Source organism: Streptomyces aculeolatus, assembly GCF_020400605.1.
GTDB classification, from domain to species: domain Bacteria; phylum Actinomycetota; class Actinomycetes; order Streptomycetales; family Streptomycetaceae; genus Streptomyces; species Streptomyces aculeolatus.
Genome location: NZ_JAINRD010000001.1, coordinates 621,976 through 640,306, shown reverse-complemented (window position 1 = coordinate 640,306; position 18,331 = coordinate 621,976). Strand labels below are relative to the sequence as shown.

Below are 18,331 nucleotides of genomic sequence, written 5' to 3'. Positions count from 1 at the left end.
CCGTCATAGCAGGGACCAGACAGGGAGGGACCCATGTCCGCACGCCGCCGCGCGGCATCCCGCACCCGCCATCCCGGAGACACCCCCGGCGACCACAGGTCCGGTGGGGACGCCACCGCCGGCCGAACGGCCGAGGGAAGCGACGTCGATGTGGCCCGGGTACGGGCCGTGCTGGCGCTGGGCGGCGTGCCATGGGGTGATCTGGAGGACGGCGTACAGGAGGTACGGCTGAGGCTGTTACAGCAACAGGCCGATCCGAACCGGGCGGCCGTGCGCAACCCGTCCGCCTGGAGCAGCGTCGTCGCCGCCCGCGTCGCCGCGGACTGGCACCGAGCCGGCGCCCGCGACCAGGGCCTGCACACCCGGCTGGCCGCCCGCTGGGCACGGCAGGCGACCGCCGGGCACTCCGACGAGGACCGCGCCCTCGCTCTCGCGGTGGCGGACGGCCTCAGCTCCCTGCCCCGCCACCAGCGCCAGATACTCAGCCTGCGCTACTACGAAGACCTGTCGGTCAACGACATCGCAGAGCTGCTGGAACTACCCGGCGGCACCGTCAAAAGCCGCCTGCACCATGCCGTGGCCGCCCTGCGCGACCGTCTCCGCCGAACGGAGGTGATCCCCGATGACCGAACCGACCGAGGCTGAAGAAACCCGACTGCGGCGAGCGTTCACCCTCATCGGCGACGAGGCCGGACACCCGGACCCCGCGCCCACGGTCGGCCTGGTCACCCCGGCCCGTACGCAGCGTGCACGCCGGCGCGCGCGAAGGGCGCTTGCCGTCACCGCGGCCGCCTGCGCCGCCGCCGGCGTGGCAGTGGCGTTGGCGGTCGGTACCGGCGGCGACGGCGCGGAATCCCCCGCCGACGCCACCGGCCGGGGACAGACCCTCCCGGAGGCACTGGCCTGCGCCGAAGCCGTCGTGGAGGGCGAGGTCACTTCCGTGCGCCCGGCCGGCCGGGACCGGGTTCTGCTGACGATGGCCGTGGACCGGTGGTTCAAACCGGACACCGGCCCGGACACCACACAGTTCGACCTGGCCGATCCGGGCGCCACCGACCCTCAAGACGCGTATGAGACCGGCGAACACGTCCTCCTGTTCGTTCCCCGGAAGCCGGACGCGACCGCCGATCCCTTCCGCGGCAGAACGAGGGAATCGGTGCGGGACCAGATCATCCAAGCCATGCCGAAGGTCCAGGGCACCACCTGCCCCGAAGAGTTCCGCTGAGGTTCGCACGACGCTCCTCGTATTCCGGCAGAGCTCAGTCGGCGGCGGTCGCGTAGAAGGCGTGGACCGCGGGGGTGATCCACTCGGGGCGCTCCCAGTCGCGCCAGCGGTCGCGCGCGGAGCGGTCGACGGTGGCGGCCGCCTCGTCGGCGGGGACGCCGGCGGCACGCAGGCGGTCCGCTTCGGTACGGACGTACACGAGGTAGTCGCGGACGTCGTGGATCAACGCGGCGCCGGCGACCTCGCCGTGGCCTGGGACGACGACCTCGGGGGCGAGGGCGGCGAGCCGGTCGAGGACGCCGATCCAGCGGCGGGGGTCGACGTCGGTGTCGTGCGGGGGGAAGTAGGGCGCGATGGGGAAGATCCGGGTCTCCAGGAGGTCTCCGCCGAAGAGCACCCGGCCGTCGACGAGCACGACCTGGTCGCCGACGGTGTGCGCGGGGCCGACGGGACGCAGCAGGGCGGTACGCCCGCCGAGGTCGATCCCGGCCTCGCCGTCGTGGACGAGATCGGGAGCGACGAGTTCGACGCCCTCCAACTCGGCCGCGACCGCGGGGCGCAGTCCCCGGAACATGTCGAGGTACGCGGCACCCTTGCGCCGCAGCTCGTCGCGCTGCGCCCGGTTGCAGACGATCGTGGCGACGCCCTTGAACGCCTGCGCGCCGTAGCCGTGCTCGGGGTGGAAGTGGGTGAGGGTCAGGTACAGCCGCCGCCCGCCGGCCAGCCGGCGGGCCTGCTCCAGGACGTACGCGCCGTTGCGCGGCCCCATGCCGGTGTCGACGACGAGCACGGCGTCCTCGCCCACCACGATGCCGACGTTCGGCACCAGTTCCACTCGTCCGTCGGGGATCACGTGGACGCCGTCGGCGACCTCGACCGGCTCGCCGCGTACGACGGGCGGGGGCGCGCTGGAAGGCATGGCACTCCAATCTGAACGGTGTTGAGATCCACTTCGGACCGTACCACTTATCTGAACGCTGTTAAGATCCTGTCCATGGGCAAGAAGGGCTACCACCACGGGGACCTGCGGGGCGCGCTGCTGGACGCCGCGGAGGAACTCGTCCGCGAGCGGGGTGCTGCGGGCTGGTCGCTGCGGGAGGCGTCGGCACGGGTGGGCGTCAGCCCCAGCGCGGCGTACCACCACTTCGGCTCACGGGACGCGCTGGTGCGCGCCCTGTCCGTACGCGTCCTGACGAGGCTCGGCGAACGCATGGCGCAGGCGGCGGCGTCCGGGAAGGACCCCCGCGGAAGCCTCGTGGCAGCCTGCCGCGCCTACGTCCGCTGGACCCTGGCGGACCCGGCGGTCGCCCGCCTGGCGTTCGCCGCCCCCGCCCGCGACCCCGACGCGACCATCGCCCCGCACCCGCACGACGTCATCGACGCCGAGCTGGACCGCCTCGCCGAGGCGGGCGAACTGGGCCCGGAGGCCCGCCCCGCGGCGGAGTTCGCGGTCTGGGCGGCGGTGCACGGGGTGGCGACGCTCCTGGCCGACGGCCTGATGCGGCTGGACACGGAGGAGGCCGCGGGAGAGCAGACCGAGCGGGTGGTCGAAGCCCTGCTCACGGGCCTGCGGCAGGAACGCGGCAGAACCTGGCCGACCCCCCACTCCACCCACACGGAACGCCGCGCCCGGGACCGGGGATGACCCTGCTCAGGCCCGTCGGTCGGCGGCGGCCACGACGATCTCGTCGAGGCGGGCGAGGGCCGCGGTGTACTCGTCGATCTGCTTCCTGATGCGGTCCCGCTCGGCGTCGAGCATGGCGCGCTGCTCGGCGGTGGTCGTGCCGGTGTCGACACAGGGGAGCAGCTCGGCGATGCGGCGGCTGGGCAGGCCGGCCGCGTAGAGCTGCTGGAAGAAGCGGACCCGGTCGACGGCGTCCTCGCCGTACTCGCGCTGGCCGCCGGGGCTGCGCGTGGGCTTCAGGAGCCCCTGCTCCTCGTAGTAGCGCAGCGCCCGGACGCTCACGCCGGAGCGCCGGGCGACGTCTCCGATACGCACGCGCGTTCCCCTTCCCTTCGGACTTGCACCTGACGTCAGCGGTAGGTTCTACCGTACAGGCATGACCACACCGAACACAGCACCCGGCCCGCACTCCTCCCCCGCCGCCGACCCCGGCCTCCGCCTGGACGGCGCGGTCGCCCTGGTGACCGGCGCCAACCGCGGCCTGGGCCGCCTCTTCGCCCGGCAGTTGCTGGAGCGGGGCGCGTCCCGCGTGTACGCGACCGCCCGCCGCCCGGAGTCGGTCGACCTCCCCGGCGCCGTACCGCTGAAGCTGGACGTGACGGACCCCGGCCAGGCAGAAGCCGCGGCCGAAGCGGCGGGGGACGTGACGCTGGTGGTGAACAACGCGGGCGTCAGCCACTGGACGGACCTCGTCACGGGCGACCTGGAGGCCGTACGCGCGGAGATGGAGACGAACTTCTGGGGCACCCTCAACGTCGTACGGGCCTTCGCCCCCGCTCTGGCGGCCAACGGCGGCGGGGCCGTCCTCAACGTCCTGTCCGCCCAGTCCTGGTTCGCCTACCCGGGCACCAACGGCTACCACGCGTCGAAGGCCGCCCAGTGGGCCCTGACCAACGCCGTCCGCATGGAACTGGCCCGGCAGCACACCCTGGTCACCGCCCTCCACCTGGGCGCGGTGGACACCGACTTCAGCGCCGCCTACACCGGCCCCAAGGGCGACCCGGCCCAGGCCGTCCGGGCGGGCCTGGACGGCCTGGCGGCGGGGGCGGCGGAGGTCCTGGCGGACGACTGGAGCACCCACGTCAAGAAGTCCCTGTCCGAGGACCCCACCCGCCTCTACGACGAGATCCGCACCGGCATCGTCTGACGATGGACCCCGGGCATCCGGCGTCTGCCCGGGCTCTCCGCGAGAGGGCGCGCCGGATCCGCCGGTCCGCCGCAGCACCTTGCGACCTCCCTACAATTTCCCGGTATGCCCACAAATGAGGTAAATGTTGCCTTGGCCTGCACGGTCAACGGCCGGGACGTATCCCTCGACTTGGATCCCCGGGAATCCCTCCTGGACATGCTGCGCGAGCAGCTCGCACTGACCGGCACGAAGAAGGGTTGCGACCAGGGCCACTGCGGCGCGTGCACGGTGCACGTGGACGGCCGGCGGGTGCTGTCCTGCCTGACCCCCGCCGTGCAGGTGGCGGGGCAAGCGGTGACCACCATCGAGGGCGTTGCCGGAGAGGACAGCGGGCTGCATCCGTTGCAGCAGGCGTTCATCGACCATGACGCGTTGCAGTGCGGCTACTGCACGCCCGGTCAGATCATGTCCGGCATCGCGTGCATCGCCGAGGGCCACTGCGGGAGCGACGACGAGATCCGCGAGTACATGAGCGGCAACATCTGCCGCTGCGCCGCCTACGTGGGCATCGTGGCCGCCGTACGGCAGACCGCGGACGCGGTACGGAACGGGGCGTGACGTCATGCGTGCCTTCTCCTACGTCGCGCCCGACACCGTGGACGCCACCGTGGCCGCCCTGCGCACCGCACCGCCCGGCACCAGGATCCTGGCCGGCGGCACCACCCTGTACGACCTGATGAAGTTGGAGATCGAGACACCTCCCGCGGTCGTCGACGTGCACCGGATCGCCGAACTGGACACCATCGACGCCGGCGAGCGGGAACTGGTCTTCGGGGCCGGCGCGCGCATGGCCGACGTCGCCGACCACCCGGTGATCCGCACCGCGTACCCGGGCCTGGCGGAGTCGCTGTGGCAGGCCGCGTCGCAGCAGTTGCGGAACATGGCGACCGTCGGCGGGAACCTCCTCCAGCGCACCCGCTGCCCGTACTTCCGCAACGGCACCGAGTTCCCGTGCAACAAGCGCGACCCCGGCAGCGGCTGCGCCGCCGTCGGCGGCCACGACCGCGCGCACGCGCTGCTCGGCGGCAGCGACGCGTGCATCGCCACGTACCCCGGCGACTTCGCCGTCATGCTCCTCGCGTTCGACGCCGTCGTCGACGTCACCGGCCCCGCCGGCGAACGCACCGTGCCGCTGGCCGGGCTGCACGTCGAACCCGGCGACGAGCCGACCCGCGAGCACGTGCTCGCCCCGGACGAGCTGATCGTCCGCATCCGGGTGCCCGCGACCCCGGCAGGGCGGGGGTCCACGTACCTCAAGATCCGTGATCGCGAGTCCTACGCGTTCGCCCTCGCCGCCGCGGCCGTCGGCCTGACCGTCGACGCGGACGGCACGGTCGGCGACTGCCGCATCGGGCTCGGCGGCGTAGCCACCCGGCCGTGGCGGGCCACGGAGGCGGAACAGACCCTGATCGGCGGGCCGCTGACGCCGCAGACCGCTCGGCGCGCCGGAGAGGCCGCCTTCGCCGGGGCACGCTCCGGCGCCGAGAACGGATTCCGTATCGAACTGGGCGTGCGCACGGTCGCCGACGCGCTGCGCATCGCCGGAGAGCGAGCCACCCGATGACCGTCGCCGACGCTCCGGGCACCACCGGCCCGCCGCTGGACACCCGTCGCGTCGATGCCCGCGAGAAGGTCACCGGGCGCGCCCGCTACGCCGTCGACCGAGTACCCGAGAACGTCGCGTACGGGGCGTGGGCCACCGCGCGGATCGGCAAGGGACGCGTGGTACGCGTCGACACGGCCGCCGCCGAAGCCGTGCCCGGCGTCCGGCTGGTGATCACGCGGTTCGGCCCGGACGAGCTGCACGACGTCGGCTTCCTCATGGCCGGCGGGCACGCCGTGCAGAGCCTCCAGCCGCTGCGCGACGACCGCATCGCCTACCGCGGCCAGCCGGTCGCGCTGGTCGTGGCCGACAGCCTGGTCGCCGCCACCGAGGCGGCACAGCTGATCACGGCCGAGTACGAGGAGGAACCGTTCACGGTGAAGATCGGCGCCGAGGGCGCCGAGACCGTACTGCAGGAACAGGCGATCCCGCTGCCGTTCCTGGCCGATGTCAAGGTCGGCGACGCGGAGGCGGCGTTCGCGGCCAGCCCGGTGCAGATCACCGGCACCTACGAGCATCCCGCCCAGCACGCGATGCCGATGGAGCCCAACGCGAGCGTCGTGCACTGGGAGGGCGACCGGCTGATCGTCGACGACACCACCCAGAACGCGAACGCGGTACGGTTCGGGCTCGCCACCCAGCTCGGCATCGACCCGGCCGACGTCGAGGTCCGCTCGCCGTACGTCGGCGGCGGATTCGGCCAGAAGAACGCCATGCACCTGCACCTCGGGCCGATCGCCGTCGCCGCGCGCCGGCTCGGCAGGCCGGTGAAGATGGTGCTGCCCCGGCCGCAGGTCTTCCACCTCGGCGCGTTCCGGCCGAACACGGTGCACCAGGTGCGGCTGGGCGCGAACGAGAAGGGCGAACTCCTCGCCGCGATCCACGAGGTCGACCAGCAGACCTCGCGGCACGACCTGTTCCCGAGCGAGATCACCACGGTCTCGTCCCGGCTCTACGCGACACCCGCGTTCCGCGGCGAGCAGCGGCTGGTCCGCACCGACGTGCAGACCCCCGGCTTCATGCGCTCGCCGCACGAGAGCCCGTCGATGTTCGCGTTCGAGTCGGCCATGGACGAACTCGCCTACGCGACCGGCCGCGACCCGGTCGAGCTGCGGCTGGCCCACGACACCCCCACCGACCCGGTCACCGGCCTGCCCTTCTCCGGCCGGCACCTGGCCGAGTGCCTGCGCCGCGGCGCGGCCCGCTTCGGCTGGGACGCACGCGATCCGGAGCCGGGCTCGATGACCGCCGAGGACGGTTCGGCCGTCGGCTGGGGCGTGGCGGCCGGCTGCTATCCCGGCGGCATCGTGCCGGTCGTCGCGCACCTGTCCGCGGTGGCCGACGGCACCCTCACCGTCGGCGTCGGCGGGCACGAGTTCGGCCAGGGCCTCCGCTCGGCCGTCGCGCTGCTCGTCGCACGGGACCTCGGCGTGCCGGTGGACACCGTGATCGTACGGGCCGGCGACACGCGGGTGGCGCCGCAGCACCTCACCGCCGGCTCCTGGGGCACCGCGAGCGCGCTGCCCGCCGTGCAGGCCGCCCTCGGCGAACTGCGCGAGGCCCTGGACGTCCCCGCCTCCGGCGACGTGGACGTCGCGGCCGCGGTCCGCGCCACGGGGCGGCCGGCGGTGGCGGTCGAGGCGACCACGCTGGCACCCGGCCAGAGCCGGGACGACCTCGCGCAACTCGACAAGGGCGTCCTCGCCATCGGAGGGCCGGTCTACCCCGAGTTCGTCACGTTCAGCTGGGCCGCGCACTTCGTCGAGGTCCGGATCGAACGGACCACGCGGCGCATCCGCGTACCGCGCGTGGTCAGCGTCGTGGACTGCGGCCGGGTGGCCAGCCCGGTCACCGCGGCCAGCCAGGTCCGCGGCGGCGTGGTGTGGGGGATCGGGCAGGCGCTGCGCGAGGAGAGCGAGGTGGACTCCCGGTTCGGCGGGTTCCTCAACACGACGCTGGAGGACTACCCGGTGCCGGTCAACCTGGACGTCCAGCAGATCGACGTCGACTTCATCGACGAACCCGACCTGCGGTTCAATCCCGCCGGCGTGAAGGGCGTCGGCGAGATCTGCATGGTGGGCGTGTCCGCGGCCATCGCCAACGCCGTGCACCACGCGACCGGCCGGCGCATGCGCCGGCTGCCGATCCGGCTGGAACATGTCCTCTGAACGGCTGGTGACCGCACCACCCGCCGGCATCCCCGACGCCCGCCCCGCGGTCAGCCGGCCGGACGCGCTGAGTCCGGCCGCGCTGGCCGACGCCAGGGCGAACCAGCCGGTCCGCGGCCTGATCGGGCTGGCCTTCGTTCTCCCCGTCACCGTGCTGCTGTCCGCAGCCGCGGGCGGCGCCCTCCACTCGCTGGTCGTGCTCGGGCCCCTCACCACGTTCGCGCTGCCGATCATGGCCATGATCGCGTTCTGGTGGGAGGACTGGCCCGGCACACGGTTCTCCCGCCCCTGGTCCGGCCTGTACGACACGGCTCTCGTCGTGGCCGGCGGCGTGGTGCTGGCCGTACTCGGCCAGCTCATCGTCAACGGTTCCGACCTGGCCGGGGTGTTCGTCCCGGGCCCCGCACACCCCGGTCTCGACCCGGCCGCGAACTCCCTGGCCGGCAGCATCTTCACGCTCGTACTGCAGCTCACCCTGGTCTGCGAACGCCGCCCGCTGGGCCGCCTGCACCCCATACCGGCCGGTCTCGCCGCCGTGGCGCTGTGCTGGGTGCTCGGCCTGGTCGCCTGGCTTGCACTGGTGCGCTCGGACGCCGTCGAGTCGGAGAACTACGGCGCCTGGTTCACGTCGATCGGCGCGTGGCAGATGCTCTTCTGGGTCGCGCTGCGCGGCTGGCCGTTCGCCCGGGTCGACCGGACACCGCGGCGACTGCTGCTCGGCAACGTCACCGTGGTCGCCTGCGGATGGGCCGCCTACCTGCTCGCCTTCCACGTCCTCGACTGGCCAGGACCCCGGATCACCGCGACCGCCGGCGCCGCCATCGGCTGCATCCTGCTGGTGGCCATGCTCTTCGAGGCCTGGCCGGCGATCCGGCTGACCCCTGTCCCGGGCCGTACCCTCGCGGTGCTGATCGCCGTGGCCCTCACCGCGCTGCTGGTCTGGCTGCTCCCGAAGCTCGCCCACGCCCTCGATGTGCCGCAGGAGCGCGAGTGGAGCTGGACGACGCACGTCATGCTGAACGCCCTGAGCACCGCGGTGATCCTGCACGTCGCGGTCTGGAAACGGTGGCCCGTGCGCACGCCGCCCGCCGGCTCGGGCGCCCGGCATGACGACGCGCCGTAGCCTCCGGGTGCCGGGCGGGCCCGGACGGGGCAGGAGTAAGGTGCCGCGGTTCCGCGGCGGGAGCCGGTCGGGTTCTGCGGGCGGAGGCTGGATGCGTGCAGGTGTGGTGGTGGCCGCGCGGCCCGGGGTGGAGGATCTCGCCGTACGGGCCGAGGAGTTGGGACTCGACAGCTTCTGGGTCTACGACACCCCGATGGTCCACGGGGACCCCTTCGTCGCCCTGAGCCTCTGCGCGAAGGCGACCCGCCGGATCAGGCTCGGGATCGGGGTGACCTCACCGGCGCTGCGTTCGGCCCCGGCCGCGGCGAGTGCGTTCGCGAGCCTCAACGCGCTGGCGCCGGGCCGGATCATCTGCGGGGCCGGCACCGGGAACACCGCCCGGCGCACGCTGGGCATGGGGCCCACCAGGGCGGCAGAGCTGGAGGACTTCGTCACGGCGGTGCAGGACCTGTGCGCCGGGCGCCCGACCGCGTACCGCGAAGGGGACCAGGTACGCGACGTCCGGTTCCTGCACGCGGGAGCGCACGTGAACACCACCGACCCGATCGAGTTCGTCGTGGCGGCGCTGCACGGCCCCAAGGCGGCGGCGGTCGCCGGCCGCCGCGGCGCGGGCCTCATCTCGGTCGGCCTGCTCGACCCGGCCGCGTGGCAGGCCCTGCGCGAGGCCCGCCGCAACGCCGCCCCCGGCGCGCCCCGCGGGAACTGCTACCTGGTCACGGCGCTCCACATCCTCGACGAGGACGAGGACCCCCACGGCGCCGCAGCCCGCGACGCGACCGGCCACCTGGTCATGTCCCTGCTGGCCTACGCGGCCGACACCCCGGCCGCCGCAGAACGACTCGGCCCGGCCGAACGCGAGGCGGTACGCCGCCTCCTGCACCGCCGCGGCACCACCGCCACCGCCCCGGACCGCTACACCAAGCTGTACCCCGGCTACCTGGACCGCATCACCCCCCAGGACCGGGACCTGATCCTCCCCGAGCTGATGACCGCGCTGGCCCTGATCGGCACCCGCGAGGACCTCCGCACCCGCATCGCCACGCTGGAACAGACAGGCATCGACGAACTGGTCATCCAACCGGTAACGGACCCACCCACCGAGATGGCCCGTCTCGCCCAGCTCCTCGCCTGACCGACCAGCTCAACACAAGAACCCCAGCTCAGAGAATCTCTGAGCTGGGGTCCTGTGGAGCCGCCTAAGGGAATCGAACCCTTGACCTACGCATTACGAGTGCGTCGCTCTGGCCGACTGAGCTAAGGCGGCAGGTTGCGGGCCGGGGCCCTGGCAACGGCGACAAGTTTACACAGTTCCCCGGGGTCCTCTGCACGCGGTTTGCGGGTGGGGGGCCGGGGCGGTCACTCGCAGCGTTTGCCGTTCTGGGGCGGGGTGCCTTCCAGGAGGAAGGTATCGACCGCGTCGTCGATGCAGCCGTTGCCCCGCGCGTACGCCGTGTGGCCGTCGCCCTCGTACGTCAGCAGCACGCCCTCCTCCAGCTGGGCGGCCAGGCTCTCCGCCCAGACGTACGGGGTCGCCGGGTCGCGGGTCGTGCCGACGACCAGGATCGGCGGGGTGCCCGACGCCTCGATGCGGTTGGCCTCGCCGGTGGCGGTGACGGGCCAGTCGGCGCAGTTCAGGGCGGCCCAGGCGAAGTCGCGGCCGAAGACCGGGGAGTCCGCCTCGAAGTCCGGGACCACCTTCTCGACGTCCGCCGGGGTCTCGAAGGGGGGCGGCTGGTCGATGCAGTTCACGGCCGCGAAGCCGTACATCATGCTGCCGTACGAGCCGTCCGGCTCGCGCTCGAAGTACATGTCCGCCAGCGCCAGCAGTCCGCTGCCGTCCTTGCGCTCCATCGCGTCGGTCAGCGAGTCGCGCAGCTGCGGCCAGAAGTCCTCCTGGTACATCGCCATGAGCACGCCCATCGTCGCCAGCGGCTCGCCCAGCTTGCGCTGCTCCCCGGTCGGCACCGGCTTCGAGTCGAGGCGGTCCAGGAAGTCGCGGAGCTGCTTGGCCGCGTCCTCGGCGCTGCCCGTGCCGAGCGGGCAGTCCGAGCGCTGGACGCAGTCCTCGGCGAAGGCGTCGAAGGCCGTGGTGAAGCCGGCGTTCTGGTCCAGGTTGAGCTGGCGGGAGGTGAGGGACGGGTCCATCGCGCCGTCGAGGACCAGGCGGCCGGCGCGCTGCGGGAAGAGGCCCGCGTAGGTCGCGCCGAGCATCGTGCCGTACGAGGCGCCGACGTACGTCAGCTTCTTGTCGCCGAGGACGCCGCGGAACACGTCCATGTCCCGGGCCGCCTCCTCCGTCGAGACGTGGCCCAGCAGCTTGCCCGCGCGCTTCTCGCAGCCCTGCGCGAAGCGGTCGAACGACGCGGTCAGCGCCTCGACCTCGCCCTCGTCGTCGGGCGTCTGGTCGACCTGCGTGTGCGCCTCGAACTCCGCGTCCGTCAGGCACTTCACCGGCTGGCTGCCGCCCACGCCCCGCGGGTCCATCGCCACGATGTCGTAGCGGGCCCTGACCTCCTCCGGGTAGCCGATGCCCGCGAAGTTCTGCAGGAACTCGATCGCCGACGCCCCCGGGCCGCCCGGGTTCACGTGCAGCGCGCCCAGGCGCTCCCCGGGGTTCTCGGCCTCCTTGCGGGCCACCGCCAGTTCCAGGTCCCCGCCGCCCGGCTCCGCGTAGTCCAGCGGTACGCGCAGCGTGGCGCACTCGAAGCCGGGGGAGTCGCAGCCGGTCCAGCGCAGCTTCTGCTCGTAGTACGGCTCCAGGTCCGCGGGGGTCTGCGCCGGGAGCGGTTCGAGCACCTTGCTGACGCTGCCGGCGCGGGCGGCGTCCGCGCCTCTGCCGCCGGTGTCCGTACCGCCGTCGTCGGAGCCGGCGGAGTCACATCCGGCGGCGGCGAGCAGCACCGCCAGCGCGGTGACGGGTGCGGCCGTACGGAACAGGCTGCGGAAATCCATGGGCCTGAGCGTAACCGGTGGGGACCGGGCCGCCGGGCGGCCGTCCTCTCCCCGTACGGGTGAAGGTCGCGGGGCCCGCTACGGCTTGCGCAGCGTCACCGCCATCGCCTCCAGCGCCAGCAGCGGCGCCACGTTCCGCTCCAGCGCCTCCCGGCACTCCATGATCGCGTCGATCCGCCGCAGCGTCGTCTCCGCGGTGCTGTCCTCCGCGATACGCCGCAGCCCCTCCCCCACGTCCGCGCACGGCAGCAGCGAGATGTCGGCGACCGCGCCGAGCTGGAGGGCGAGGACGTCGCGGTAGAAGCCCGCGAGATCGGTGAGGGCCAGGTCGAGGCTGTCGCGCTGGCTGCGCGTCGCCCGCCGCTTCTGCCGCTCCTGGAGGTCCTTCATCACGCCCGCCGTACCCCGCGGCATCCGGCCGCCCGGCTGCGCGCCGAGCGCCGTGCGCATCTCCTCCGTCTCCTGCTCGTCCAGCTCCTCGGCCCGTTCCTTCGCCGCGTCCGCCGCGACCTCGACCAGCTCCTGCGCCGAGCGCAGGCAGCCGCCGATGTCCTCGACCAGCAGCGGTATGCGCAGCACCGCCGCCCGGCGCTCGCGGGCGCGGCCGTCGGTGGCCAGCCGGCGGGCGCGGTCGAGGTGGCCGCCGGCCGCGCGGGCGGCGGACTCGGCGACCGCGGGGGTGATGCCGTCGCGCCGGACGAGGACGGCGGCGACCGCCTCGACGGCGGGGGTGCTGAGGGAGAGGTGGCGGCAGCGGGAGCGGATCGTGGGCAGCACGTCCTCCAGGGAGGGCGCGCACAGCAGCCACACTGTGCGCGGCGCGGGCTCCTCGATGGCCTTCAGCAGGACGTTCCCGGCGCCTTCCGTGAGGCGGTCGGCGTCCTCGACGACGATGACCTGCCAGCGGCCCCCGGAGGGGGCGAGCTGGGCGCGGCGGACCAGCTCGCGGGTCTCCTTGACGCCGATGGTGAGCAGGTCGGTGGCGACGACGGAGACGTCGGCGTGGGTGCCGACGAGGGCGGTGTGGCAGCCGTCGCAGAACCCGCACCCGGGGCCGGCGGTCGCACGGTCGGGGCTGACGCACTGGAGCGCGGCGGCGAACGCGCGGGCCGCCGTCGTCCGGCCCGCGCCCGGCGGGCCCGTGAACAGCCAGGCGTGCGTCATCGCGGAGTTGGACGGCGGGTCCGCGGCGTCGGCCGGGTGCCCGTCGGGGGCGGCAGGGGCGGCGGCCCCGGACTCCGCCGTGACCCGGGCGTCGGCCGCGCGGGCCGCGGCGGCAAGCTGCTCGCCGACCCGCTGCTGCCCGATCAGCTCGTCCCACACCGCCATGGCACCGTCCTTCCGTCGTCCGCCGACCATTGTGCTGCACGCCACCGACAGCGGATCGCCGCTCGCCGGCCGTACGGCACCGGTCGCGCCGCCGCCCTCAGTGGTGATGCCCGTGGTGGTGGCCCTTTCCGTGGTGGTGGCCGTGCCCTCTGCGGCGCCAGCTGATCGCGTCGGGATCCCGCGGCGCGCGGTTGACCACCAGCGCGCCGGCGGTCAGCATCAGCCCCGCCACGGAGGCGGCGTTCTGCAGTGCGGTACGGGGCACGCGGACCGGGTCGAGTACGCCGGCCGCCGGCAGGTCGCCGTACGTACCGGTGTCCGCGTTCCAGCCGTGGCCGGGCGGGAGACCGGCCGTCTCGGCGACGACGCGGGCGCCGTCCGCACCGGCGTTGTCGGCGAGCTGCCGCAGCGGAGCGGTGAGGGCGGCCCGTACGGCCAGGGCGCCCGCCCGTTCGTCGGGGGACAGGGGTGCGGGCGGGCGTGTATCCGTCCCGGCCCCGTCCGACCCGGCTGTCGCGGTCGCCGATCCGGTCGCCGGTCCAGCCGTCGATCCGGTCGCCGGTCCCGTACCGCCGTGCAGCAACTCGTCCACCGCTGCCCGCGCCCCCGCCAGCCCCGTGCCGCCGCCCGGCGTGACGCCTTCCGCCAGCGCCGCCCGTACCGCCGCGACCGCCCCCGCGACGCGCTCCCGGCGCTCCGCGCGCTCCGGGTCCGTGGCGCCGCCGACCCGCAGCACCGCCACCCCGCCCGTCAGCCGGGCGAGCCGCAGCTCCAGCACCTCCCGGTCGAAGTCGGACTCCGCCCCGGCGAGCGCGTACTCCAGGTGCGCCACCCGCCGCGCCACCGCCCCGGCGTCGCCCGCGCCCCGCGTGACCGTCGTCGTCCGCCTCGTCACCACCACCCGCTCCGCCTGCCCCAGCGACGGCAGCTCCGTGCCGCGCAGCAGCATCCCCTTCTCCGGCAGCACCACCTCGGCGCCCGTCAGCGCCGCCAGGTCCTCCAGGTGCGCCAGCCGCCGCGCGCCCAGCGCCGGTGCCGGGACGGCCGCGCAGAGCAGGGTGCCGCGCAGCCGGTTGGCGACCAGCGCCGCGAGGGCGTCCTGCTGGACAGAGTCCGCGACGACCAGCAGGGGGCGGCCCGTGGCCGCGACGCGTTCCATGACCGGCAGCAGGTCGGCGGGCCCGGCGACGCGCCCGTGGTGCAGCAGGATGTACGGGTCCTCCAGCACCGCCGTGCCCTGTTCCGGGTGGGTCATCATGAACGGGCTGAGGAAGCCGCGGTCCAGCCGCAGCCCCTCCGTGAACTCCAGCTCCACGCCCGCCACGTGCGCCTCCTCCACGGAGATCGCGGCGTTCCGGCCGGCCTTGGCGAAGGCGCCGGCGACCAGCTCGCCCAGCTCGGGGTCGCGGGCGGCCGCGGCGGCGACCCGCGCGGTGTCCCGCTCGCCGGACAGGGGGCGCGCGGTGGCGGTCAGGTGCGCGACGGCGGCGTCCGCCGCCGCGTCGATGCCGCGCCGCACCGCGACGGGGTCGGCCCCGGCGGTCACGGCGCGCAGCCCGGCCGCGAACAGCGCCTGGGCGAGCACGATGGTGGTCGTCGTGCCGTCGCCGACCGCGCGGCGGGTGCGGGTGGCGGCCTGGCGGACGAGGGAGGCGCCGAGGTTCGCGTACGGGTCGGAGAGCCGGACGGCGCCGGCGACGGTGGCCCCGTCGCGGGTGGCGACGGGGCCGGAGGCAGCTCCGGCCCCGCCGCCGGCTCCCCCGGCCCCGCCACCGCCGCCCCGGGAGCCGGCGCCCCCGCCACCGGCCCCGGAGCGGTCGGGGCCGGCGCCGGAGCGGTCGGGGCCGGCGCCGGAGCCGCCGCTGCGGGAGCCGGCCGACCCCGGTCCCGTACCGCCGCCCAGCACCACGAGCCGCCCGCGCGGCCCGAGCGTGACCCGGGCCGCGTCCGCGACCGCGGCCACGCCGCGGCGCAGGGCGGCCCGCGCCGCGTCCTCGTAGAGCAGCCCGCTCACAGTCCGCTCACTGCCCGTCGTCGTCGCCGCGTCCGAACCGGCCCCGCTCCATGATCAGCGCGGCCTGCATCATCGCCCGCGCGTAGCCGGTGTCGTACAGCTCCATGCCGTGGCCGCCGCCGCCCACGTCCTTGTACTGGTTGCTCTGGTCGGAGCCGTTCTCCCGGTCGAAGTCGTTCGCCCGCGGGTGCTCAGCGAGGATGCCGCGCTGGTAGCCGGCGCGGACGAGCTGGCGCATGAAGCCGAACATGTCGGTCTCGCCGGTGTCGGGGAACACCTCGGCGTACTTCACCTGCGGCTCGTCCACGCGCACGTTGCGGTAGTGGATGTGGTTGACCCGGTCCTTGCGGCTCATCCAGCGCAGGAAGTCGACGGAGTCGAAGCCGACTTCGGCCGTCACGCCCGCGTGCACGGTCATGCCGTTGGCCGGGCTGTCGACGGTCTCGACCATCCGCTTCCAGTCCGGGACCGAGCCCATGATCTGCGGGTTCCCGCGGCTGATCGCGGCGGGCGGGTCGTTGGGGTGCACGGCCATGCGCACGCCCGCCTCCTCGGCGACGGGCATGACCTCGCGCAGGAAGTACTCGTAGTGCTCCCAGAGCTCCTCGCGGGTGAAGGCGGGCACGCCGTCGGGGCGGGGGAGGTCGCGGACCTTGACGCCGTCCACCTCGTGGTCGAGGTCGAAGGCGGTGTAGCCGGCGCCGATGCGGTCGGTCTCGTCGATCTCCTCGTAGTAGCCCTCCTTCAGCCGGTGGACGTACCAGTTGTATTCGACGACGCCGATGCGGGCCTCGCCCGCGGCGCGCAGCGAGGTCTTGATGTCCTCGATGGCCTGGTCGCGGCCGTCCTCGCCGCGTACGACCGCGTCGGGGGCGCTGATGAGGTAGGCGGTGACGTGCATGCCCATGTCCTCGATGCGCTCGCGGTCGGCGCGCAGTTCGGCGGCGTCCCAGGGGACCTCGGGCACGTCGGTGACGAGCGCGCCGGTGATGCCGGCCTGCCGCCAGCGGCGCACGGTGGCCTCGTCGGGGTTGCGGGACATCCACTGGCACAGCTTGGGGGTGTCGGGTCCTTCGCGGACGTCGTCGGGCCAGTTCAGCTGCGGGAACGGGGCGTTGCCGCCGGGGCCGCCACCGGGGCCGCCGCCCGGGCCGGGCGCCGCGAACGCGGAGCCGGCGGCGCCGGCGGAGGCGCCGATCGCCGCGGCCGCCGCGGCGGTCGAGCCCCGCTTGAGGAAGGACCGGCGCGAACTGCCGTCGTGCGCGGGGGATTCCATACGTCACCATCGCTTTCTGTGCTCTGCCGGCTGCCTGATGCTGCGGTAGTGCGGCGTACGGCGCGCGTAGTACGTGGTGCGTACAGGTACTGCGTCGTACGTGGTGCGTCGGTGCTGGGGTTGCGCGCAGCGTACGTACACCCACCCCCCGCCGTTAAGGGTGAGTTGCGTATACCTCCATTCGCCGCGCGAATCCTGCGGCCCCTCCTGCAATCATTCGCCTTCCTAATGAATGCATACGGAAACTAACGCGGCGGGACCGCTCCCAGCCCCTCGGCCCCGCCCCTATGGTGAGCCCGCAGAATTCCCGGAATCCTTACGGAGGACCCCCACATGCAGGAATCCGAGAACCGCCCCGGCAGGCGTTCCAGGCGTACCGTGCTGGGACTCGGGGCAGCCGCCGCCACCGGCGGCCTCGGGCTCGGCGCACTCGCATTCCGGCCGGCCGAGGAACAGGTCGAGTTCCTGACCCAGAAAGTGGGCAGGGCGTCGAAGCCGAGCAAGCTGAAGATCACGGATCTGCGGGTGGCGGTGCTGGACGGCGTGCCGTTCACCAGCCCGATCGTCCGCATCGACACCAACCAGGGCATCTCCGGCTGGGGCGAGGTGCGCGACGACGCCGACAAGCGCTATGCGCTGGAGCTGAAGAGCCGGCTCCTCGGCGAGAATCCGTGCAACGTCGAGATGCTCTTCCGCCGCCTCAAGCAGTTCGGCAACCACGGCCGCCGCGGCGGCGGCGTCTCCGGCGTCGAGATGGCGCTGTGGGACCTGGCCGGCAAGGCGTACGGCGTGCCGGTGTTCCAGATGCTCGGCGGCGCGTACCGCAGAAAGATACGCCTCTACACCGACACCACCGAGTCCGAGGACCCGAAGGTCTACGCGCAGCGCATGAAAGAGCGCGTCGAGATGGGCTTCACGTTCCTCAAGATGGACCTCGGCCTGGAAATCGTGCAGGACCTGCCGGGCGCGGTCGTCGGCAAGAGCCTGTACGACGGCAACCTCCAGCAGTACGACGGCACTCCCGGCGGCTACGGCATGACCGAGCACGGGCTCACCATGGTGCAGATCACCGACAAGGGCCTGGACGCCATGGCGGAGTACGTGGAGGCGGTGCGCGACGCCGTCGGCTACGACATCCCGATGGGCATGGACCACTTCGGCCACTTCGACGTCAACACCGCGATCCGGCTGGCGAACCGCTTCGAGCGCTACAACCTCGCCTGGCTGGAGGACCTGGTGCCGTGGTTCCGCACCGACGACTGGAAGGAGATCACCAAGGCGGTCAACGTGCCCACCATGACCGGCGAGGACATGTACGGGCTCGAATCGTTCCGCACCCTCGTCGACGAGGGCGCCGTCGACCTGATCCAGCCCGACCCGGCGACCGCCGGCGGCATCCTGGAGACCAAGCGCATCGGCGACTACGCGCGCGAGCAGGGCATGGCGATGCCGCTGCACTACGCGGGTTCGCCGATCGGCGCGATGGCCAGCGCGCACATCGCCGCCGCCACCGAGAACTTCGTCTGCCTGGAGTACCACGCCAGCGACGTGAAGTTCTGGAACGACCTCATCACGGGCGGTGAGCCGCTGCTGAAGGACGGCTTCTACCACGTGACCGACGCGCCGGGCCTCGGCGTGGAGCTGGACGAGAAGGAGATGGCCAAGCACCTGGCGAAGGGCGAGAAGCTGTTCGCGCCGACCAAGCAGTGGAACGACAACCCGGCCTGGGACCGCACCTGGAGCTGACCTGCCGGCACCGGCCCGGGCC

The 18,331-nt window shown here is 73.6% G+C and carries 16 protein-coding genes and 1 tRNA gene; 10 read left to right on the top strand and 7 right to left on the bottom strand.

What is annotated here, in order from left to right; all coding sequences use genetic code 11:
* The first annotated feature begins 33 nt into the window (after nt 1-33).
* Nucleotides 34-645 (top strand): RNA polymerase sigma factor, encoded by a 612-nt coding sequence (locus tag LG396_RS02740; RefSeq protein WP_225793413.1) that lies wholly within the window; start codon nt 34-36, stop codon nt 643-645.
* Nucleotides 623-1,225 (top strand): hypothetical protein, encoded by a 603-nt coding sequence (locus LG396_RS02735; protein ID WP_225793412.1) that lies wholly within the window; start codon nt 623-625, stop codon nt 1,223-1,225. The genes LG396_RS02740 and LG396_RS02735 overlap by 23 nt, the downstream gene beginning before the upstream one ends.
* Nucleotides 1,226-1,259: 34 nt before the next feature.
* Here the strand turns inward: LG396_RS02735 and LG396_RS02730 are convergent, their stop codons facing one another.
* On the bottom strand, nt 1,260-2,144 hold the full coding sequence (locus LG396_RS02730; protein WP_225793411.1) for an MBL fold metallo-hydrolase: 885 nt from the start codon (nt 2,142-2,144) through the stop codon (nt 1,260-1,262).
* A 75-nt stretch (nt 2,145-2,219) separates the two neighbouring features.
* On the opposite strand from LG396_RS02730, the gene LG396_RS02725 reads away from it, so the two are divergent.
* Complete coding sequence (locus LG396_RS02725; RefSeq protein WP_225793410.1) at nt 2,220-2,870, top strand: TetR/AcrR family transcriptional regulator; 651 nt, start codon at nt 2,220-2,222, stop codon at nt 2,868-2,870.
* A gap of 6 nt (nt 2,871-2,876) precedes the next feature.
* On the opposite strand, the gene LG396_RS02720 is transcribed toward LG396_RS02725, so the two are convergent.
* The gene (locus tag LG396_RS02720) at nt 2,877-3,224 is read right to left on the bottom strand and encodes a MerR family transcriptional regulator (RefSeq protein WP_027741274.1); all 348 of its coding nucleotides are present in this window, start codon (nt 3,222-3,224) and stop codon (nt 2,877-2,879) included.
* A gap of 61 nt (nt 3,225-3,285) precedes the next feature.
* Here LG396_RS02720 and LG396_RS02715 point away from each other — a divergent pair, with 61 nt between their 5' ends.
* The 6 genes from LG396_RS02715 to LG396_RS02690 all read left to right on the top strand — a co-directional run bounded on the left by LG396_RS02715 (nt 3,286) and on the right by LG396_RS02690 (nt 10,124).
* Nucleotides 3,286-4,056, top strand: a complete 771-nt coding sequence (locus tag LG396_RS02715; protein WP_225793409.1) for an SDR family oxidoreductase — start codon at nt 3,286-3,288, stop codon at nt 4,054-4,056.
* Between the two features lie 105 nt (nt 4,057-4,161).
* Nucleotides 4,162-4,656, top strand: a complete 495-nt coding sequence (locus LG396_RS02710) for a (2Fe-2S)-binding protein (protein WP_225793408.1) — start codon at nt 4,162-4,164, stop codon at nt 4,654-4,656.
* Between the two features lie 4 nt (nt 4,657-4,660).
* Nucleotides 4,661-5,662, top strand: a complete 1,002-nt coding sequence (locus LG396_RS02705) for an FAD binding domain-containing protein (protein WP_225793407.1) — start codon at nt 4,661-4,663, stop codon at nt 5,660-5,662.
* On the top strand, nt 5,659-7,869 hold the full coding sequence (locus tag LG396_RS02700) for a xanthine dehydrogenase family protein molybdopterin-binding subunit (protein ID WP_225793406.1): 2,211 nt from the start codon (nt 5,659-5,661) through the stop codon (nt 7,867-7,869). The genes LG396_RS02705 and LG396_RS02700 overlap by 4 nt, the downstream gene beginning before the upstream one ends.
* A complete protein-coding gene (locus LG396_RS02695) occupies nt 7,859-8,992 on the top strand; it encodes a hypothetical protein (RefSeq protein ID WP_225793405.1) in 1,134 nt (377 codons plus the stop codon). The genes LG396_RS02700 and LG396_RS02695 overlap by 11 nt, the downstream gene beginning before the upstream one ends.
* A gap of 91 nt (nt 8,993-9,083) precedes the next feature.
* Nucleotides 9,084-10,124 carry an LLM class flavin-dependent oxidoreductase gene (locus LG396_RS02690; protein WP_225793404.1) on the top strand — a complete coding sequence of 347 codons (1,041 nt, stop codon included), beginning with the start codon at nt 9,084-9,086 and terminating at the stop codon, nt 10,122-10,124.
* Between the two features lie 55 nt (nt 10,125-10,179).
* Here the strand turns inward: LG396_RS02690 and LG396_RS02685 are convergent.
* From LG396_RS02685 to LG396_RS02665, 5 genes are all read right to left on the bottom strand, one after another.
* Nucleotides 10,180-10,256: transfer RNA gene (locus LG396_RS02685), tRNA-Thr, on the bottom strand.
* A 92-nt stretch (nt 10,257-10,348) separates the two neighbouring features.
* Nucleotides 10,349-11,944 carry an alpha/beta hydrolase gene (locus LG396_RS02680; RefSeq protein WP_225793403.1) on the bottom strand — a complete coding sequence of 532 codons (1,596 nt, stop codon included), beginning with the start codon at nt 11,942-11,944 and terminating at the stop codon, nt 10,349-10,351.
* 78 nt (nt 11,945-12,022) lie between these two features.
* Entirely contained in the window at nt 12,023-13,273 is a 1,251-nt protein-coding gene (locus LG396_RS02675) for a DNA polymerase III subunit delta' (RefSeq protein WP_225793402.1), read from the bottom strand.
* A gap of 97 nt (nt 13,274-13,370) precedes the next feature.
* Nucleotides 13,371-15,287, bottom strand: coding sequence for a chaperonin GroEL (groEL, locus tag LG396_RS02670; RefSeq protein WP_225793401.1), 1,917 nt, complete (start codon nt 15,285-15,287; stop codon nt 13,371-13,373).
* A gap of 7 nt (nt 15,288-15,294) precedes the next feature.
* Entirely contained in the window at nt 15,295-16,563 is a 1,269-nt protein-coding gene (locus LG396_RS02665; RefSeq protein WP_225793400.1) for a mannonate dehydratase, read from the bottom strand.
* A 333-nt stretch (nt 16,564-16,896) separates the two neighbouring features.
* Between LG396_RS02665 and LG396_RS02660 the strand changes: the two genes are divergently transcribed.
* Complete coding sequence (locus LG396_RS02660; protein WP_225793399.1) at nt 16,897-18,309, top strand: mandelate racemase/muconate lactonizing enzyme family protein; 1,413 nt, start codon at nt 16,897-16,899, stop codon at nt 18,307-18,309.
* Nucleotides 18,310-18,331: the final 22 nt, after the last annotated feature.

Coding starts and splice junctions, on each gene's coding strand:
- LG396_RS02690 (WP_225793404.1), top strand. CDS start 9,084: ATGCGTGCAGGTGTGGTGGTGGCCGCGCGGCCCGGGGTGGAGGATCTC.
- LG396_RS02715 (WP_225793409.1), top strand. CDS start 3,286: ATGACCACACCGAACACAGCACCCGGCCCGCACTCCTCCCCCGCCGCC.
- LG396_RS02700 (WP_225793406.1), top strand. CDS start 5,659: ATGACCGTCGCCGACGCTCCGGGCACCACCGGCCCGCCGCTGGACACC.
- LG396_RS02695 (WP_225793405.1), top strand. CDS start 7,859: ATGTCCTCTGAACGGCTGGTGACCGCACCACCCGCCGGCATCCCCGAC.
- LG396_RS02740 (WP_225793413.1), top strand. CDS start 34: ATGTCCGCACGCCGCCGCGCGGCATCCCGCACCCGCCATCCCGGAGAC.
- LG396_RS02710 (WP_225793408.1), top strand. CDS start 4,162: ATGCCCACAAATGAGGTAAATGTTGCCTTGGCCTGCACGGTCAACGGC.
- LG396_RS02730 (WP_225793411.1), bottom strand. CDS start 2,144: ATGCCTTCCAGCGCGCCCCCGCCCGTCGTACGCGGCGAGCCGGTCGAG.
- LG396_RS02680 (WP_225793403.1), bottom strand. CDS start 11,944: ATGGATTTCCGCAGCCTGTTCCGTACGGCCGCACCCGTCACCGCGCTG.
- LG396_RS02735 (WP_225793412.1), top strand. CDS start 623: ATGACCGAACCGACCGAGGCTGAAGAAACCCGACTGCGGCGAGCGTTC.
- LG396_RS02725 (WP_225793410.1), top strand. CDS start 2,220: ATGGGCAAGAAGGGCTACCACCACGGGGACCTGCGGGGCGCGCTGCTG.
- LG396_RS02665 (WP_225793400.1), bottom strand. CDS start 16,563: ATGGAATCCCCCGCGCACGACGGCAGTTCGCGCCGGTCCTTCCTCAAG.
- LG396_RS02675 (WP_225793402.1), bottom strand. CDS start 13,273: ATGGCGGTGTGGGACGAGCTGATCGGGCAGCAGCGGGTCGGCGAGCAG.
- LG396_RS02660 (WP_225793399.1), top strand. CDS start 16,897: ATGCAGGAATCCGAGAACCGCCCCGGCAGGCGTTCCAGGCGTACCGTG.
- LG396_RS02705 (WP_225793407.1), top strand. CDS start 4,661: ATGCGTGCCTTCTCCTACGTCGCGCCCGACACCGTGGACGCCACCGTG.